The sequence below is a fragment of the Stenotrophomonas maltophilia group sp. Smal12 genome (assembly GCF_037079935.1).
Classification (GTDB): domain Bacteria; phylum Pseudomonadota; class Gammaproteobacteria; order Xanthomonadales; family Xanthomonadaceae; genus Stenotrophomonas; species Stenotrophomonas sepilia.
In genome coordinates, this window is record NZ_JBAWUK010000033.1 from 1 (window position 1) to 16,543 (window position 16,543).

Here is a 16,543-nt window from a genome sequence, read left to right on the forward strand (position 1 = left end):
ACATCAAGTACTACAACCAAGAGCGAATCAGATTGAAATTGAAGGGGCTAAGCCCGGTAAAGTACCGGGAACAGGCCCAAGCAGCCGCCTGACCCCACCGTCCAAGTCTCGGGGGTCACTTCATGGACGGGTTTACGGCGTCTCCCGCAACCGGACCCACCCCGCCATCCCACGGATAGCCCGCTGTTGCTGTTGCTGTTGCTGTTGCTTCGGCCGTTGCTCTGGCTCGTAGCGGGTGCAGGGCGCAGCCCTGCAGACAACACCCCCTTCCCTGAGCATTCCACGCAGTGGTTTGAGCGCCGTGCGCACGCCAGTCACGGCACGCTAGGCCAACGGAACCCCCGTCATCCACCGAGAACCCTCATGACCCTGCGCCACCTTCCCCTGCGCTCCGCCCTGCTGCTGGCCCTGTCCGCCCTGCCACTGGCCGCGCTGGCCGAAGCCACCTCGCCCGCGCCCACCCAGCAGGTGCCCGGCGTCTACCACCAGCGCGTCGGTGCGCTGCAGGTCACCGCCCTGTTCGACGGCGTGGTCGCGCTGGGCCGGCAGGAAGTGGTCGACGTGCCGCCGACACTGGTCAGCCGCCTGTTGGAAGGCCGCTACGTGCCCGAAGACAAGAAGGGCCTGCAGACCGCGATCAACGCCTTCCTCGTGCGCCAGGGCAACCACCTGACCCTGGTCAATACCGGCACCGCGCAGTGCTTCGGCCCCGGCCTGGGCCAGGTGCTGGGCAACCTGCGCGCCTCCGGCGTGGACCCGGCCGAGGTGGACGAGGTGCTGCTGACCCACGCCCATCCGGACCACCTGTGCGGGGTGCTCGATGCGCAGGGCAAGCCGGCCTACCCGAATGCCACCGTGTGGCTGTCCAGGGCCGATGCCGACTACTGGCTCAACCCGGCCAGCGAGGCTTCTGCGCCGAAGGGTGTGCGCTTCGCCTTCCCGCTGGCACGCAACGCGGTGGCGCCGTACCAGGCCAGTGGCCACCTGCGCACGTTCAACCCCGGCGATGCCCTGCCCGGCGGCGCGGTGGCAATGGACACCCATGGCCACACCCCCGGCCACGTCTCCTACCGGTTCGACAGCCAGGGCCAGTCACTGCTGGTGTGGGGCGACGTGCTGCACTTCCATGCGGTGCAGTTCGCGCACCCGGAGGCCGCGTTCGAGGCCGATTCGGACCGCAAGGCGGCCATCGCCAGCCGTCGCGGGCTGCTGCAGCAGGCCACCGCCAACGGCTGGTGGGTGGCCGGTGCGCACCTGCCGTTCCCCGGCCTGGGCCACGTCCGCAGTGAAGGCCAGGCCTATGCGTGGGTCCCGGCGGAGTATTCGCCGTTGAAATGACCTCGTGTAGCGCCGAGCCCATGCTCGGCTACCACGCGCAGCGTGCCGGGATTCCGCAGCCGAGCGTAGGCTCGGCTCTACAGGAAGGCAGGGAAGGCCTTATTCCAGCCCCAGCCAGCCGCCGATCACGGCGCGCGCTTCGTCCACGCCGGTACGGTCTTCGCCGGAGAACACCTGCACGCTGACGCTGTCACCGTAAGCCGATTGCAGCTCCTTGCGCACCTTCTGCAGGGACTGCATCTGCTGGCTGCGGCTGAGCTTGTCGGCCTTGGTCAGCAGGGCGTGCGCCGGCAGGCCGCGCTGCACGGCATAGGACAGCATCTGCCGGTCGTAGTCCTTCAGCGGATGACGGATGTCCATCACCACCACCAGCCCCTTCAGGGCCTCGCGGGTGCGGAAGTACTTGTCGATGAAGGCCTGCCAGTGCGCCTGCAGGTCCAGCGGCACCTTGGCGTAGCCGTAACCGGGCAGGTCGACCAGATGCGACTCCGGGGTGACCTGGAAGAACACCAGCTGCTGGGTACGGCCGGGGGTCTTGGAGACACGCGCCAGGGCGTTCTGGCGGGTCAGCGCGTTGAGCGCACTGGACTTGCCGGCGTTGGAGCGGCCGGCGAAGGCCACTTCGGCCCCTTCGTCGGGCGGCAGCTGCCGCACGTTATGGGCCGAAAGGTGGTAACGGGCGCGTTCGATGAGCAATGACATGTGCCTAGGATCGCATGTTGCGGCGCCGCGCGCCCGTGCCGGCGGCCTTTGCGGGCATTTTGCTGCACTGCTGCGTTGACCGTGCGCGGAAACGGCGTTGATAATCCGAACGATGCCGGCGGCCACCGCCCGGCCCGGTCCATACGGAGCTTCAGCATGCGCCACGCTCGCGTTCTTGCCGTATCCGCCCTTGCCACTGCTGTAGTCGTTGCCGCTGCTGCGTTCGCGCAGACCACGTTGACCCCGCTGCCCGACAATGGGCCGATCAACACCGCCTCGCTGGAGGTGGATTTCAGCAAGACCCACTGGGGCGATGCCAAGGCCGGCCAGGCCAAGGCCTCGGCCTGCGCGGCCTGTCATGGCGTCGACGGCAATTCCACGGTGGACATGTATCCGTCCATTGCCGGCCAGAGCGAGCGCTACGTGGCCCAGCAGATGGCCCTGATCGCCAATGGCCAGCGCAGTTCCGGCGCGGCAGTGGCGATGGTGCCGTTCGTGCAGAACCTCACCCCGCAGGACATGCGTGATATCGGCGCCTACTTCGCCACGCAGAAAGCCAACGCCGGCATCGCCGATGACACGGCGGTGACCGAGGGCCCGTACAAAGGCATGAAGTTCTACGAGATCGGCCAGCAGCTGTACCGCGGCGGCGATGCCAAGCGTGGCCTGCCGGCCTGCATGGCCTGCCATGGCCCCAGCGGTGCCGGCAATCCCGGTCCGGCCTATCCGCACCTCGGTGGGCAGCACGCCAGCTATGTCGCGCGCCGCCTGCAGGAGTACCAGGCCGGCCAGACCAACGAGACCGACAAGGCGCACTTCCAGATCATGGCCACGGTCGCGCAGAAGCTCAGCGAGCAGGAGGTGCAGGCGCTGTCGAGCTACCTGCAGGGCCTGCACAACAAGGCCGACGATGTGGCCGGCGCGGCCACGCCAACACAACCGGCTGCCGCCCCCTGACCACCACTGGTCGGCCCGGGCCGCGACGACGGCCCACGGCTGCGGTATGTTTCCTTCACGCCGGCGGCTGCGCCGGCGTTGCTTTTTTCAACGGAGATGCGTGTCGATGAGGTTGATTTCCCGCCTGCTGTTGTCCGTGCTGGTGCTGCTGCCGCTGGCAGCCTGCGCCGCCACCCCCGCCAATGCCCCGCTGGTCGAGGGCAAAGACTACGAGCGCATCGCCCAGCCGGGCCCGTTCCAGCCGCTGGCCGGCAAGATCGAGGTGGTCGAAGTCTTCGGCTACACCTGCCCGCACTGCGCCCATTTCGAACCGCAGCTGGAAGCCTGGGCGGCCAAGCTGCCGGCCGACGTGCGCTTCACCCCGGTCCCGGCGGCCTTCGGCGGTGCCTGGGATGCCTGGGCCCTGGCCTACTACGCCGCCGATGAAGTCGGCGTGGCCAAGCGCAGCCATGCCGCCGTGTTCAAGGCCCTGCACGAGCAGGGGTCGCTGCCGATGCAGAACGTCTCGGCCGATGAGCTCGCCACCTTCTACAAGGCCTACGGCGTGACCCCGGACCGCTACATCCAGGCCCTGCGCGGCGATGCCGTGCAGAAGAAGGTCGACGCCGCGCGCGCGTTCGCCCAGCGCACCAAGATCCCGGGCACCCCGGCCCTGATCATCAACGGCCAATACCTGGTGCGCGGCGAGAGCTTCGACGACCAGCTGCGCATTGCCTCGGCGCTGATCGCGCAGGCGCGCGCCGCCCGCGGCCGCTGAACCAACACCCACCACCGACACGGCGTTGTCGCCGCCGCATGTCATCATTTCCCCTTGGCCGGCGCTTGCCGCCGGCCCCACCTTTCCAGATGCTGGAGACGTTTCCATGAAGATCCGTTACGCCCTCGCCCTCGCAGCGCTGCTGCCGATCCTGGCCGCCTGCAAGGCCGACGACGGCAGCACCAACACCACCGCGGCCCCGGCCGAACCGGCAGCCACCCCGGCAGCCACCACCGAACCGGCTGCTGCGCCGGCAGCGGGCAGCGAAGGCGCCGCGCCGGCTGCCGCTGAAGGCGAGAAGGCCCCGGCCGAAGCGGCGCCGGCCGCCGCACCGGCCCCGACCACCGCCGCACTGACCGGCCCGGCTCCGGTGGAAGGTGCCGACTACCAGGTGATCCCGAACGGCCAGCCGTTCCAGCCGGCCGCCGGCAAGATCGAAGTGACCGAGATCTTCGGCTACGTCTGCCCGGCCTGCGCCGCGTTCCAGCCGCTGGTCGGCCCGTGGAAGGCCGGTCTGCCCAGCGACGTGAACTTCGTCTACGTGCCGGCCATGTTCGGCGGCACCTGGGATGACTACGCCCGTGCCTTCTACGCCGCGCAGACCCTGGGCGTGCAGGAGAAGACCCACGAAGCGCTGTACGCCGCCATCCACTCGCAGAAGACCCTGAAGGGCGAGCGCGGCCGTGACTCGGTAGAAGACATCGCCAAGTTCTACGCCGCCTACGGCGTCGATCCGAAGCAGTTCGCGGCCACCATGGGCAGCTTCGCGGTGAATGCCAAGACCAACTCGGCCAAGCAGTTCGCCCAGCGCAGCCAGATCAGCGGCACCCCGTCGATCATCGTCAACGGCAAGTACCTGGTGAAGGGCAAGAGCTTCCCGGACATGCTGCGCATCGCCGACCACCTGATCGCCCGCGAACGCGGTGCGGCCCAGGCTCACTGATCCAAGAGAAGCATTTCCCGGCCGTGAATTCCCCCCGTACACGGACCCTGCGCTTGCTGACGGCCAACATCCAGGCCGGCTCAAGTACCCGCCGTTACAGCGACTATGTGACCCGCAGCTGGTCACATGCGTTGCCGGTGGGTCGCAAGCGCAGCAGCCTGGACGCGATCGCCACCCTGGCGCGCGAACATGACATCGTCGGCCTGCAGGAGGCCGACCCGGGCAGCCTGCGCTCGGGCTTCACCAACCAGACCCATTACCTGGCCCAGCGCGCCGGCTTCAACTACTGGAGCCACCAGCCGAACCGGCGCATGGGCGGGGTCGCGTCCAGCGCCAATGGCCTGCTGAGCAAGCTCGAACCGGTGGAAGTGCAGGACCACGCCCTGCCCGGCCGCATCGGCGGGCGCGGCGTGCTGCTGGCCAAGTTCGGCGACGGTACCGACGGCCTGGCGGTGGCGGTGGCGCATCTGTCATTGGGCGCGGGATCGCGGATGTCGCAGCTGGGCTTCATCGCCGAGCTGCTGTCCGACCACCCCAACGCGGTGCTGATGGGCGACTTCAACTGCCTGGCAGAACGCCCGGAAATGCAGGTGCTGTACCAGAAGACCCGGCTGCAGCCGCCCGGCTGCATCGTGCCGACCTTCCCCAGCTGGCGCCCCGACCGCGCCATCGACCACATCCTGGTCAGCAGTGGCCTGCAGACCCGCACCGTGGAAGCCATACCGGCCGCGTTTTCCGATCACCTCGCCCTGGCGATGCAGATCGACGTCCCGGCCGACGCCCTGCGCTGAACGCTCCCGGTAGGTGCCAACCTTGGTTGGCACGCCGCTCTGCTGGGTGCGGACCGTAGGTCCGCACGCTCTCCGGCGCTACCCTGCCTGCACCACCGGCACCTTCAATCGCCGCGCCGTCATCGTGCTGCCCACCGAGGCCAGCACCGTGCAACCGATCGCCAGCCACTGCAATCCATGCAGGTGCTCGTGCAGCAGCAGCATCGCCCACAGCGCGGCCACCGCCGGCTCCATGCTGATCAGGATGCCGAAGGTCTCCTTTGGCAGGCGCTTGAGCGCCATCATCTCCAGCGACATCGGGATCGCACTGGACACCAGCGCCACCAGCAGGCCGGCCGCCAGGATCTTCGGATCGAGCAGCGCGGTGCCGGCATGCACCACGCCCACCGGCACCACCACCAGCGATGCCGCCAGCAGCCCCAGCGACACCGAATGCCCGGCGTGCAGGTGGCCGGCACGCTTGCCGAACACGATGTACAGGCCCCAGCACGCCGCTGCGCCCATCGCATACAGCACGCCTGCCGGATCCAGTGCCGGCCCGCCGCCGATCGGCAGCAGCAGCAACAGCCCCACCGCCGCGCACCCCACCCAGACGAAGTCGATGGGGCGTCGTGATGACAGCATCGCCACCGTCAGCGGCCCGGTGAACTCGATGGCCACCGCGATGCCGAAGGGAATCGTGCGCAGGGCCATGTAGAACAGCAGGTTCATCAGGCCCAGGGTGAGCCCGTAGCGCAGGAGGGTGATGGCATCCACGCGGCGGGTCCTCCAGCGCCACGGCCGCCAGAACAGCAGCAGCAGCAGCGCCGAGAAGCCCACGCGCAGCGCACTGGTGCCCTGTGGGCCGATCAGCGGGAACAGGTGTTTGGCGTAGGAGGTGCCGATGGCCAGCGAGGTGACCGAGCCGAGCACCGCCAGCGCCGGCAACATCGGCGCAAGTCGTGAGGTCTGCATGGGCAAAGTCTATTGCGCCGGCGCCGAGCACTTGGCTCAATTGACAGCCCGTTCGTGCAACTTCTGCTCGCCATGGCCACCGCCCCCGTGCTCGACAGCTTCGACCGCGCCATCCTCGACCTGCTGCAGCGGGACAACACCCTGCCGCAGCGCGAGATCGCCGAGGCCGTGCACCTGTCCACCCCGGCCGTGCAGCGACGCATCAAGCGGCTGCAGGACAGCGGCGTGATCGCGGCCAACGTGGCGGTAGTCGCCGCAGCCAAGGTCGGGCGACCGCTGACCATCATCGTCGAGGTGCGCGTGGTCAGCGAGCTGCGTGAACGCGTGGCGCCGCTCAAGCGCCGCGTGCAGGACGACCCGGCCGTGCAGCAGTGCTACTCGATCACCGGCGATGGCGATTTCCTGCTGCTGCTTTCGGCCGCGTCGATGGAGGAGTACGAGGCGATCACCGAGCGCCTGTTCGGTGGCGATGACAACATCGAGCGCTTCCGCACCTCGGTGGCACTGGGAACGTTGAAGCGCAGTTTCGAAGTGCCGCTGGCCCCGGTTCTGTAGCGCTGAGCCATGCTCGACTGCGCTTTGACCACAAAGTAACAGCCGCCGAGCATGGCTCGGCGCTACAGTCGGAGACCATGAACACACCGCCCTCCCCCGCCCGTCGCCTGCGCCGCTGGCTGCTGCGCGGCCTGTGGCTGGTCATCGCGATCGTTGCCGCGATGGCGCTGTGGAACAGCCTATGGGCTGCTGCACCGAAACTGCTGTGGACACTGTCGCGGATGCCTCCGGCCACCGAGCTTCCGGTGCCGGTGGAAGGCGTGCGGCCCCGCCAGATCGCCGATACCTTCGGCGCCCCACGCGGCCGTGACCGCTCCCACGCCGGCATCGACATCTTCGCCAGGCGCGGCACCCCGGTGCGCAGTGCCACCGCCGGCGTCGTCGTGGATGTCAGCGACCGCGGCCTCGGTGGCCGCCAGGTGTGGGTGATCGGGCCCGGGCGCGAGCGCTACTACTACGCCCATCTGGACGACTGGGCCGAGGGCCTGGCGCGCGGCCAGGTGGTCCAGGCCGGCGACCTTCTCGGCCACGTCGGCGACAGCGGCAACGCCAAGGGTACGCCGCCGCACCTGCACTGGGGCATCTACGGCGCCGACGGCGCCCGCGATCCACTGCCGCTGCTGCGCTGAACGCCGTGTGCTGCGTCGAGTCCTGCGCGAGCGCCTTCCGCGTTCATCATTTGTAAATAGGAATAGTTCGTATTACCATTTCTTTCGTTTCCGGTGGTGCCAGGACGGCCTGCCCGCCCGTTTCCCACCCGTAGCGCCTCGCCTTCTGGATGCTGGCCGAGCGCGCGTGCTCGTCCAGGACCCCCATGAACCGTTCCGCTTTCCGTATCCCGCAGCCGCAACGGCTGTCCGTTGCCGTGCTCGCTGCACTCTGCGCCGTGGCCCCGGCCGCCTTCGCCGACACCGCCGCCGACCCGACCACGCTCGACAAAGTGGTGGTCAAGGGCGAACGCGCCGAAGGCTATTCGGTGCGCCGCACCTCGGCCGGTACCCGCTTCGACCTGGCGCCGCGCGAGATCCCGCAGTCGCTCAGCATCATCAGCCACCAGCGCATCGAAGATCAGAACCTGGACGACATCATCGACGTGCTGGCCAACACCACCGGCGTCAGCAGCACCCAGTCCGACAGCGAGCGCACCGAGTTCTATTCGCGTGGCTTCTACATCGACAGCTACCAGTTCGATGGCCTGCCGACGCAGATGGTGCAGAACTGGAGCTACGGCGATTCCGGCCTGGACCTGGCGCTGTATGACCGCGTGGAAGTGGTGCGTGGCGCCACCGGCCTGCTGACCGGTGCCGGCAACCCGTCGGCGTCGGTGAACCTGGTGCGCAAGCACGCCGACAGCGCCGAACTGACCGGCAGCGTCTCGGTGAACGTCGGCAGCTGGGGCCGCACCCGCAGCACCGTGGACGTGACCACCCCGCTGAACAAGAGCGGTTCGGTGCGCGCCCGCGTGATCGGCAGCTACCTGGACACCGACGCGCAGATGGATCGCTACAACCAGCACAAGACGCTGGGCTACGCCGTCATCGACGCCGACCTGACCCCGGACACCCAGCTGAGCGTGGGCTACGACTACCAGCAGAAGCGCGCCAACGGCGCCACCTGGGGTGGTTTCCCGATGCTGTTCTCCGATGGAACCAGCACCGGCTACGACGAATCGTTCAATCCGAACCCGAGCTGGACCTACTGGGACACCACCAGCAAGCGCGCGTTCGCCACGTTGGAACACGCCTTCAACGATGACTGGAAAGTCCGCATCGGCGCCACCCACGACGAAACCAGGGCCGACGACAAGCTGTTCTACCCGGCCTACAACGACTGGGTCACCGGCGCTTCGTTCTTCGACAAGAACACCGGTGCCGGCATTTCGCCGTCGGCCGGCTTCTACAACACCGAACGCAAGGTCAATGCGGTGGACGGCTACTTCAGTGGCGCGTTCGAGCTGTTTGGCCTGAAGCACGAAGTGATGGGCGGCCTGAGCTACAACAAGCGCGAGTACGCCAACTACGGCGACTACCAGATCGGCGGCGCCGGCCTCGCCTGGGACCCCTTCTCCAGCTACCCGAACTGGAACGGCAACATCAGCGAACCGAACTGGAATCCGCTGGCCCTGGCCAGCGAAGGCACCATCACCCAGAAGGCCGCCTATGCTGCAGCACGCCTGTCGCTGGCTGATCCGCTGAAGTTGATCGTGGGCGCGCGCTACACCGACTGGAAGAGCGAAGGCGAAGGCGCCGACCGTTCGCACAAAGTCACCACCCCGTATGCGGGCCTGGTGTTCGACATCAACGACACCTACTCCACCTATGCCTCGTACACCGAGATCTTCCAGCCGCAGATGCTGAAGGACCGCAACGGCAGCTACCTGGACCCGGTGGACGGCAAGAGCTACGAAGTGGGCGTGAAGGGTGCCTGGTTCGACAACCGACTGAATGCCTCGGTGGCGGTGTTCCGCATCGAGCAGGACAACGTCGGCCAGTCCACCGGCGAGCCGGTCATCGGCGGCACCGGCGGCGAAACGGCCTACGTGGCCGCGCGTGGCACCGTCAGCCGTGGCTTCGAGTTCGAACTGAACGGCGAACTGGCACCCGGCTGGAACGCGACCTTCGGTGCTTCGCGCTACGTGGCCAAGGACATCAACGGCGCCGACATCAACACCAATCTGCCGCAGACCGCGCTGAAACTGTTCACCAGCTACACCCCGCAGTCGCTGCAGGCACTGACCGTCGGCGGCGGCGCCAACTGGCAGAACCGCATCTACTACGCGGTGCCGGCTTACGGCCGCATCGAACAGAGCGGCTACGCCCTGGTCAGCGCCTTCGTGCGTTACCGCCTGTCGCCGGAATGGAGCGTGCAGGCCAACCTGAACAATCTGCTGGACAAGAAGTACTTCTCGCAGATCAACGGCTACGGTGCGTACGGCGATGGCCGCAATGGCTCGCTGACGTTCACCTGGGCGTTCTGATCAGACGCGGGGTACGACCGCCCCGCACCTGTAGAGCCGAGCCCATGCTCGGCTCAGAGAATCAGCCGAGTGCGGGCTCGGCGCTACATCCGCAAGGCAGCGCCGGAACTGACCGGCGCTGCCCCCCTCACATCAGAACCGCAGGTCCGCGCGCAGGTACCAGTAACGGCCACGCGGGATGTCGTAGGTCGAGGCGTCATACCCGTTCAACGAGCACGACAGGCAGATCGGCGGATCCTTGTCGAACACATTGTTCAGGCCCGCGGTCAGCTGCAGCCCCTTCATCCAGTCGATCTTGTAGCCCACCTGCATGTCGTGGAAGGTGGTGGCCGAGAGCGTGTTGGTGCCGTCGGCCTGGTTGCTGCACACCGGGAATGCCACGGCATCGCCGCAGTTCTCGGTCAGCTCGGAAATGTGCCGCACCGTCCAGTTCGCACTCCAGCGGTCCATCGTCCAGGCGATGCTGGCGTTGCTGGTCCACTCCGGAATGGAGCTGTCGGCCACTTCCACGCCCGGCTTCTGCGGCTGCTTCTGCCCGGCCGCGCCGGTGGCTTCGTAACGACCGACGAACGTGTTCTTCCACGCCAGCTTGAACTGACCGAAGGAGGTCTGCGGCAACGTCCAGAACAGGTCCACGTCCCAGCCGTCGGTCTTGATCGAGCCCAGATTGGTCAGGCGGTTGTTGAAGCTGCTGACCGCACCGGTGCTGGCGCGGGTGATGCCATCGCAGTACAGCGGGTCGAGCGTGTCCACGCACAGGTCCAGCTGGGTCTGCGCGTTGATGGCCTGGATCGCACCATCGATGGCGTGGCGGTAGAAGGTCACCTCCACATCGAAGCGCTCCGACCACGACGCGTTGTTGCCGAACCACGGGCTCCACACGAAGCCGGTGCTGAAGCTGCGCGAGCGCTCCGGTTCCAGATCACGATTGCCGCCGGTGGTCACCGAGATCTGCGAGTTGGCCTGCTGGAAGCCGGCCGGCACGCCCAGCGCGGCACAATTGGCGGCACTGCCACGTGGCGGCGTACCGCCCAGGCCCACCGAGCACGGATCGAACAGTTGCAGGTCGGCACGTGCGGCCGAGCCGTACAGTTCGCCGATGGACGGTGCGCGGAAACCCTCGGCGTACGTGGTGCGCAGCACGAAGTCATCGGTCACCTGCCAGCGCAGGCCGTACTTGGGCGTGAACTCGCCACCGAAAGTGGAGTAGTCCGAATAGCGGCCGGCCAGGCTCAGGTCCAGCTTCTTGCCGAACGAGGAGTCGGCGAAGATCGGCACGCTCAACTCCAGGTAGGCCTCGTTGACGTCGTAGGAACCGGAGGTCGGCTGCGACGGCACGCCGTTGTAGTGGCCGATCACCGTCAGCGGATCCGGCTGGTACCAGCCCTCGTACTTGCGGTACTCGAAACCGGTGGCGAAGGACACCGGGCCGGCCGGCAGCGAGAACAGCTCGCTGGACAGGTTGGCGGTGAACAGGCTCAGCTCGTTCTGGCTGCGGTCGCGCACCACCGGCTGGATCCACTTCAGCATGTCCGGGGTGATCGAACCGACGCCACCGAAGATGTTCAACGGCACGCAGCCCGGGGTAGCCGCGCACACCGCCGGGTCACCCAGCGCCATGTTGACGTTGTAGATGTTGTAGCTGCCGTAGTTGGTCTGTTCGGCCTTGTTCTTGCTGTACATGCCGTTGACGTCCCAATACCAGCTACGGTCGGCCGCCTGGAAGTTGCCGACCAGGCCGGTGGCCACGTAGGTCGTGTTGACCTCCTGCTTGAACACGCGCGCACCGCCTTCCACCGGGCGACGGCCGATCAGGCTCATGTTGCCCGAGGACACCAGGTCGAAGCCGAACGGGTTGTACGGGTTCAGGCGCGAGACCACGATGTTGTCGGCCAACGGATTGCCGGTGGCGCCATCGGGACCAAAGAACAGCGGCTCGGGGCCGGCCTGGTTGGTCGACTCGCGGCGGTTGCCCAGTGCCTTGATGTACCACTGCACGTTGTCAGTGATGTCGAAGCGGAACTGACCGAACAGGCCCTTGCGCTCGGACGGCGTGAGCACCATGTTGTATTCGGCGAAGTTGAAGCGGTCGGCGCTGGTGAAGCAGTGGTAGTCATCGCTGCGGTTGCAGCCGGCGCTGCCGTCGTAACGCGGGTTGGGCACGCCGCTGTTGGGCACGATGTCCTGCTCGGCACCGGTGTTGGGGTCGACGAAGGCGAAGCGGCCCTGTGGAATGCCGCCGCTGCCGAAGGCCAGGCCGGTGCCCGGAATCGGGAAACGTGACTGCTCGCGATCCTTGGCGAATACCGGGTCCTGCTTGGTCCAGCTGGCGCCCAGGAACAGGCTGAAGCGATCACCGCTCTTGCCCCACGCCAGGTCCACGCCCTTCTGGGTGCCGTCGCCCTTGCTGTACTCACCATAGTTCAGCGTCACCTGCCCGCCATCGAAGTCGCGGCGGGTGATGATGTTGACCACGCCGGCGATGGCATCGGAGCCGTACAGCGACGACGCGCCGTCTTCCAGCACCTCGATGCGTTCGACGATGGCCAGCGGAATGGTGTTGAGGTCGGTGGCCGCACCGACGCCCGATGCGGACGACTCATTGACCCAGCGGATGCCGTCAACCAGCACCAGCACGCGCTTGGCACCCAGGTGGCGCAGATCGACCTGCGCCGAGCCGGCACCCACGCCACTGCCATCGGGCGGGAAACCGAAGTTGCCGGACGAGTTGAACTTGGCGTTGAGCGCAGAGCCGGATCCGGTGAGCTGCTGCAGCACTTCGCCGATCGAGGTCAGGCCGGTGCGTTCGATATCACCGCGGGTCAGCGTCTGGATCGGCACCTGGCCTTCGACTTCAGCGCGCTTGATGCGGGTACCGGTCACTTCCACCGCGTCGAGGTTGGTGGTGGATTGTGCAGCGGCACCCAATGGGGCCAGGGCCATCACGCACAGCGTGACGGCAACCGCCAACGGGCGGTGGTGCAGGTGATTCATTCGCTCTCTCTCCAAAGGAATGTCGGGACATGGACTGCCGCGCTCCCCCTGCATGGCGGCAGCGTCTCCTTTGTAAACAAGCGGTAAAAATCACGGCGTGACGATCGACACTCTTTCACGCGGAATTGACGCAATTGCATGACATTTGCGTCAGATGAATGCCGTTTAGAACCGGACGGTAATGTTCCGCCGCTTCGCTTTGATGCTGGCCGCGACAGCGCGCGCCGGAAACTGCCGCGCGCATGAAAGTGCCTTTGCCGAACCATTTCAGGAATAGTCTGAAATTCCTTCATTCAGAAGGCCCGCTTGATCGACCCGGTGCAGACTCGCACCTCCAGCGATTCGCGGGCGGATCGATCATGAAAGCACTAACTGCCGTGCCGAGCGTCATGATGGTGATCACGCTGCTTCTTCCTCTGGCAGGCGAATCGAGGGCAGGCGGCGTGATCGAGTGCAACAACTGCCTCTCTCCCAGCGATGCGGCCTCGGCCTCAGGAGAGGGGTGGACGGTTGTGGTGGATTTCGAGAGAGCCGAGTTGACCGCTTTCGACGTTGAACATGACCCTGAGACCAGAAGGTGGCGAGCACATCCGACCCCGGTTCCGGCGCAGATTGAAATGGCTTTTCTGCGGATCCTGGATGCGACGCTGTCAGCAGGGCAAGCGCCGCTCATGCTGCAATCACCGCATGAGCGGCAGTGAGACAACGCTCTATCGCACGAAGGCAATCCGCTCCATGCCGGTCGCCTCGGCCGCAGCCAATATCCGCGCCATGCCTTCGTACTCGGCCGCCGGATCGGTGGCGATGCGCAACTCCGGCAGGTTGCCGGCATGTTCGCCCACCTGTGCCTGCAGGCGCGCCTGCAGCTCACTGATCGCCATCGGCTGGCCATTCCAGCTGAGCTGGTTGCCAGCGTCCAGGCGCAGCTCGATCGGCGGGGGCGGTTCGGGACGGTCAACCACGCGATCGGTGGCCTGCGGCAACTGCACGGCAATCGGCCGGGCCACGATCGGCGCGGTCACAATGAAGATGATCAACAGCACCAGCATCACATCCACCAGTGGCGTGACATTGATGTCCGCCAGCGGGCCGCTTCCTCCTGCGCTACTGAACGCCATGTGCCGCTCCCTGCAGCCGGGCCGTTCGCCCAGGGCCGACGTTACGACGCCTGCGACCCCGTGCGGCAGGGGCCTGCGCGGATTCATTCAGCTGTCGTTGCCGACGCCGGGCGTGCACGCAATGCGAAACTGAATTCAGCCATCGCCCGCTATGCTGGTCGCCATGACCCGACGCACTTCGACCGCCCTGTCCCTGCTGCCCTTGGCCACCACGCTGCTGATCGGCTGCGCCAATGCCCAGTCCCTCGATGCCCAGAACGCGCAGCTGAAAGCCGCGATCGCAGCCGCCGAACGCGGCCAGTACGATCCTGGCCAGGCCGCTGCGCTCAGCCGCCATCCGGCCTATGGCTGGCTGGAGTACGCCAACCTGCGGCGCAACATCGACACCGTCGATACCGCGCAGGCGCAGGCCTTCCTCAAGCGCTATGACGGCCAGGCCGTGGCCAGCACCTTCCGCAGCGTGTGGCTGCCCTCGCTCGCACGCCGCCAGGACTGGCCGACCCTGCTGGCCAACTGGGCGCCCACCGACAACCCCGGCCTGCGCTGTGCGCAGCTGACCGCGCGCCAGGTGACGGGCAGGGTCGATCCGCAGTGGATCAGTGAAGCGCAGGATCTGTGGCGCAAGAACGGCAAGTCGCTGCCGGACGGCTGTGATGCCGTTTTTGCCGTACTGCAGGCACAGGGTGGCCTGAGCGACGCCCTGCGCTGGGAACGCATCGATGCCGCCGCCGATGCCCAGCAACCGGCGGTGATGCGCAGCGCCGCACGCGGCCTGCCCGCCGCCGACCTGGCGCTGGCGAACAATTACGCAGCCTTTGTCGACAAGCCCAATGCCAGCGCGTTGAACTGGCCGCGCAACGAGCGCAGCCGGCGCATCGCCACCGATGGCCTGGCCAAGCTGGCCAAGGCCGACCCCGGCGCCACCGAGCAGCAGCTGCCGCAGTACGCCCAGGCGCTCGGCCTGAGTGCCGACCAGCAGGGCCAGGTGCTGTACCAGATCGCGCTGTGGACGGTGGCCTCCTACCTGCCCGATTCGGCACGCCGCCTCAACGCGGTACCCGAATCGGCCTACGACGAGCGCCTGCACGAATGGCGCGTGCGCGAAGCGATGTCGCGCGGCGACTGGCCGGCAGCGCTGGCCGCGATCCGCAAGATGGGCAGCAAGCAGCGCAGCGACCCGCGCTGGCGCTACTTCGAAGGCCGCATGCTGGAAAAAACCGGCCAGGCCCAGCAGGCGCAGCCGCTGTTCCGCGAAGCCGCACGCGCACCGACCTTCCACGGTTTCCTGGCCGCCGACAAGCTGCAGCAGGGCTACACCCTGTGCCCGTGGAAGCCGAACGACAGCGCACAGGCACAGGCGGTGATCGCGCGCGACCCGGCCATCCAGCGCGCGATGGCGCTGTACCAGATCGACCGCGCCGGTTGGGCCGTGGCCGAATGGAACAGCGCGCTGTCGCGCTTCGATGACACCCAGCGCCGCCTCGCCGTGCGCGTGGCGCAGGACAACGGCTGGTTCGACCGCGCCGTGTTCGCGCTCGGCAAGCAGCCGCAGGAACAGCGCCTGTACGACCTGCGCTTCCCGCTGCATCACGACGCCACCATCCGCCGCGAATCGGCACGCAACGCGATCGACCCGGCCTGGGTGGCCGCGGAGATCCGCGCCGAGAGTACCTTCACTCCGCGTGCGCGCTCGCCTGCCAATGCCATGGGCCTGATGCAGGTGCTGCCGGCCACCGGTGCCAGCGTGGCCAAGTCGATCGGCCTGACCGGCTACGGCGGCGCCGACAGCCTGTACGACCCGGACACCAACATTGCCATCGGCACCGCCTACCTGCGCCAGCTGATGAACAAGTACGACGGTCTGCCGTACGTGACCATCGCCGCCTACAACGCCGGCCCGACCCCGACCGCACGCTGGCAGGGCCAGCGCCCGGGCTTCGATCCGGACCTGTGGATCGAGACCATCAGCTACAAGGAAACCCGCGAGTACGTTGCCCGCGTTCTGGCCTTCAGCGTGATCTACGACTGGCGCCTCAATGGTGATGCCCTGCCGCTGAGCGACCGCCTGATGGGGCGCCTGGTGGACAAGCGCAAGAAATTCAGCTGCGCGGCCGACGCCGAGCAGGGTGGCGATTGACCGCAACACGGTACTGCCGGCTGCTGGCCGGCATTCCCCGGTATCCATTCCGTGGGGAGGGAAACGATGAGCCTGCTGGCCTGGCTCGGGCTGGCCGCTGCATCGGTAGTGGCGGGCCGGGGGGCGGCCGCTGGGGGGGGCGGGGGGGTGGGGGCCGCCGGGCGGCCTTTCCCTCAAAAATTGCCGAACCTGGGCTGTGATTCCCCATTAATTATAATTTTTTGGGGGGGGCGGGGGGGCGCCGCCGCGTGCGCGGCCCTCGCGGCCCCCTGACGAGGGGGGGGGGTGGGGGCACCCAGCCCCCCAACAAACCCACAGCT

Annotated in this window: 15 protein-coding genes; 11 read left to right on the forward strand and 4 right to left on the reverse strand. The window is 67.2% G+C overall.

Annotated elements, in window-relative coordinates; translation table 11 throughout:
• Together WDC87_RS14535 and WDC87_RS14540 are read left to right on the forward strand one after the other, a co-directional pair.
• The coding region (locus tag WDC87_RS14535) for an IS3 family transposase (RefSeq protein ID WP_188241517.1) at positions 1-92 on the forward strand (92 nt) is incomplete at its 5' end.
• Between the two features lie 271 nt (positions 93-363).
• Entirely contained in the window at positions 364-1,338 is a 975-nt protein-coding gene (locus WDC87_RS14540) for an MBL fold metallo-hydrolase (RefSeq protein WP_252745550.1), read from the forward strand.
• Between the two features lie 99 nt (positions 1,339-1,437).
• On the opposite strand, the gene yihA is transcribed toward WDC87_RS14540, so the two are convergent.
• Positions 1,438-2,040, reverse strand: a complete 603-nt coding sequence (gene yihA, locus WDC87_RS14545; RefSeq protein WP_072167152.1) for a ribosome biogenesis GTP-binding protein YihA/YsxC — start codon at positions 2,038-2,040, stop codon at positions 1,438-1,440.
• A 156-nt stretch (positions 2,041-2,196) separates the two neighbouring features.
• On the opposite strand from yihA, the gene WDC87_RS14550 reads away from it, so the two are divergent.
• The 4 genes from WDC87_RS14550 (at position 2,197) to WDC87_RS14565 (ending at position 5,488) form a co-directional block, all read left to right on the forward strand.
• Entirely contained in the window at positions 2,197-2,997 is an 801-nt protein-coding gene (locus tag WDC87_RS14550) for a c-type cytochrome (protein WP_111007821.1), read from the forward strand.
• A 106-nt stretch (positions 2,998-3,103) separates the two neighbouring features.
• Positions 3,104-3,754: a thiol:disulfide interchange protein DsbA/DsbL gene (locus tag WDC87_RS14555; protein ID WP_072167154.1), complete on the forward strand. Its 651-nt coding sequence runs from the start codon at positions 3,104-3,106 to the stop codon at positions 3,752-3,754.
• 106 nt (positions 3,755-3,860) lie between these two features.
• On the forward strand, positions 3,861-4,697 hold the full coding sequence (locus WDC87_RS14560) for a thiol:disulfide interchange protein DsbA/DsbL (protein WP_072167155.1): 837 nt from the start codon (positions 3,861-3,863) through the stop codon (positions 4,695-4,697).
• Positions 4,698-4,720: 23 nt separating this feature from the next.
• Complete coding sequence (locus WDC87_RS14565; RefSeq protein WP_252745551.1) at positions 4,721-5,488, forward strand: endonuclease/exonuclease/phosphatase family protein; 768 nt, start codon at positions 4,721-4,723, stop codon at positions 5,486-5,488.
• A 78-nt stretch (positions 5,489-5,566) separates the two neighbouring features.
• On the opposite strand, the gene WDC87_RS14570 is transcribed toward WDC87_RS14565, so the two are convergent.
• Positions 5,567-6,442, reverse strand: coding sequence for an EamA family transporter (locus WDC87_RS14570; protein ID WP_088497179.1), 876 nt, complete (start codon positions 6,440-6,442; stop codon positions 5,567-5,569).
• Between the two features lie 72 nt (positions 6,443-6,514).
• On the opposite strand from WDC87_RS14570, the gene WDC87_RS14575 reads away from it, so the two are divergent.
• The 3 genes from WDC87_RS14575 to fhuE all read left to right on the forward strand — a co-directional run bounded on the left by WDC87_RS14575 (position 6,515) and on the right by fhuE (position 9,974).
• Positions 6,515-6,997, forward strand: coding sequence for an Lrp/AsnC family transcriptional regulator (locus WDC87_RS14575; protein ID WP_088497180.1), 483 nt, complete (start codon positions 6,515-6,517; stop codon positions 6,995-6,997).
• Between the two features lie 77 nt (positions 6,998-7,074).
• Positions 7,075-7,626: a M23 family metallopeptidase gene (locus WDC87_RS14580; protein ID WP_301655245.1), complete on the forward strand. Its 552-nt coding sequence runs from the start codon at positions 7,075-7,077 to the stop codon at positions 7,624-7,626.
• A gap of 185 nt (positions 7,627-7,811) precedes the next feature.
• The gene (fhuE, locus tag WDC87_RS14585) at positions 7,812-9,974 is read left to right on the forward strand and encodes a ferric-rhodotorulic acid/ferric-coprogen receptor FhuE (protein ID WP_252745552.1); all 2,163 of its coding nucleotides are present in this window, start codon (positions 7,812-7,814) and stop codon (positions 9,972-9,974) included.
• 132 nt (positions 9,975-10,106) lie between these two features.
• On the opposite strand, the gene WDC87_RS14590 is transcribed toward fhuE, so the two are convergent.
• Positions 10,107-12,968: a TonB-dependent receptor gene (locus tag WDC87_RS14590; protein WP_072167158.1), complete on the reverse strand. Its 2,862-nt coding sequence runs from the start codon at positions 12,966-12,968 to the stop codon at positions 10,107-10,109.
• Positions 12,969-13,210: 242 nt separating this feature from the next.
• Here WDC87_RS14590 and WDC87_RS14595 point away from each other — a divergent pair, with 242 nt between their 5' ends.
• On the forward strand, positions 13,211-13,669 hold the full coding sequence (locus WDC87_RS14595) for a hypothetical protein (RefSeq protein ID WP_252745553.1): 459 nt from the start codon (positions 13,211-13,213) through the stop codon (positions 13,667-13,669).
• A 9-nt stretch (positions 13,670-13,678) separates the two neighbouring features.
• On the opposite strand, the gene WDC87_RS14600 is transcribed toward WDC87_RS14595, so the two are convergent.
• Positions 13,679-14,086: a biopolymer transporter ExbD gene (locus WDC87_RS14600; protein WP_088497183.1), complete on the reverse strand. Its 408-nt coding sequence runs from the start codon at positions 14,084-14,086 to the stop codon at positions 13,679-13,681.
• Positions 14,087-14,237: 151 nt separating this feature from the next.
• Between WDC87_RS14600 and WDC87_RS14605 the strand changes: the two genes are divergently transcribed.
• Positions 14,238-16,223, forward strand: coding sequence for a transglycosylase SLT domain-containing protein (locus WDC87_RS14605; RefSeq protein WP_111200770.1), 1,986 nt, complete (start codon positions 14,238-14,240; stop codon positions 16,221-16,223).
• The last annotated feature ends 320 nt before the right edge of the window (positions 16,224-16,543 follow it).

Coding starts and splice junctions, on each gene's coding strand:
- WDC87_RS14580 (WP_301655245.1), top strand. CDS start 7,075: ATGAACACACCGCCCTCCCCCGCCCGTCGCCTGCGCCGCTGGCTGCTG.
- WDC87_RS14540 (WP_252745550.1), top strand. CDS start 364: ATGACCCTGCGCCACCTTCCCCTGCGCTCCGCCCTGCTGCTGGCCCTG.
- fhuE (WP_252745552.1), top strand. CDS start 7,812: ATGAACCGTTCCGCTTTCCGTATCCCGCAGCCGCAACGGCTGTCCGTT.
- WDC87_RS14600 (WP_088497183.1), bottom strand. CDS start 14,086: ATGGCGTTCAGTAGCGCAGGAGGAAGCGGCCCGCTGGCGGACATCAAT.
- yihA (WP_072167152.1), bottom strand. CDS start 2,040: ATGTCATTGCTCATCGAACGCGCCCGTTACCACCTTTCGGCCCATAAC.
- WDC87_RS14550 (WP_111007821.1), top strand. CDS start 2,197: ATGCGCCACGCTCGCGTTCTTGCCGTATCCGCCCTTGCCACTGCTGTA.
- WDC87_RS14605 (WP_111200770.1), top strand. CDS start 14,238: ATGCTGGTCGCCATGACCCGACGCACTTCGACCGCCCTGTCCCTGCTG.
- WDC87_RS14595 (WP_252745553.1), top strand. CDS start 13,211: ATGAAAGTGCCTTTGCCGAACCATTTCAGGAATAGTCTGAAATTCCTT.
- WDC87_RS14590 (WP_072167158.1), bottom strand. CDS start 12,968: ATGAATCACCTGCACCACCGCCCGTTGGCGGTTGCCGTCACGCTGTGC.
- WDC87_RS14560 (WP_072167155.1), top strand. CDS start 3,861: ATGAAGATCCGTTACGCCCTCGCCCTCGCAGCGCTGCTGCCGATCCTG.
- WDC87_RS14570 (WP_088497179.1), bottom strand. CDS start 6,442: ATGCAGACCTCACGACTTGCGCCGATGTTGCCGGCGCTGGCGGTGCTC.
- WDC87_RS14555 (WP_072167154.1), top strand. CDS start 3,104: ATGAGGTTGATTTCCCGCCTGCTGTTGTCCGTGCTGGTGCTGCTGCCG.
- WDC87_RS14575 (WP_088497180.1), top strand. CDS start 6,515: ATGGCCACCGCCCCCGTGCTCGACAGCTTCGACCGCGCCATCCTCGAC.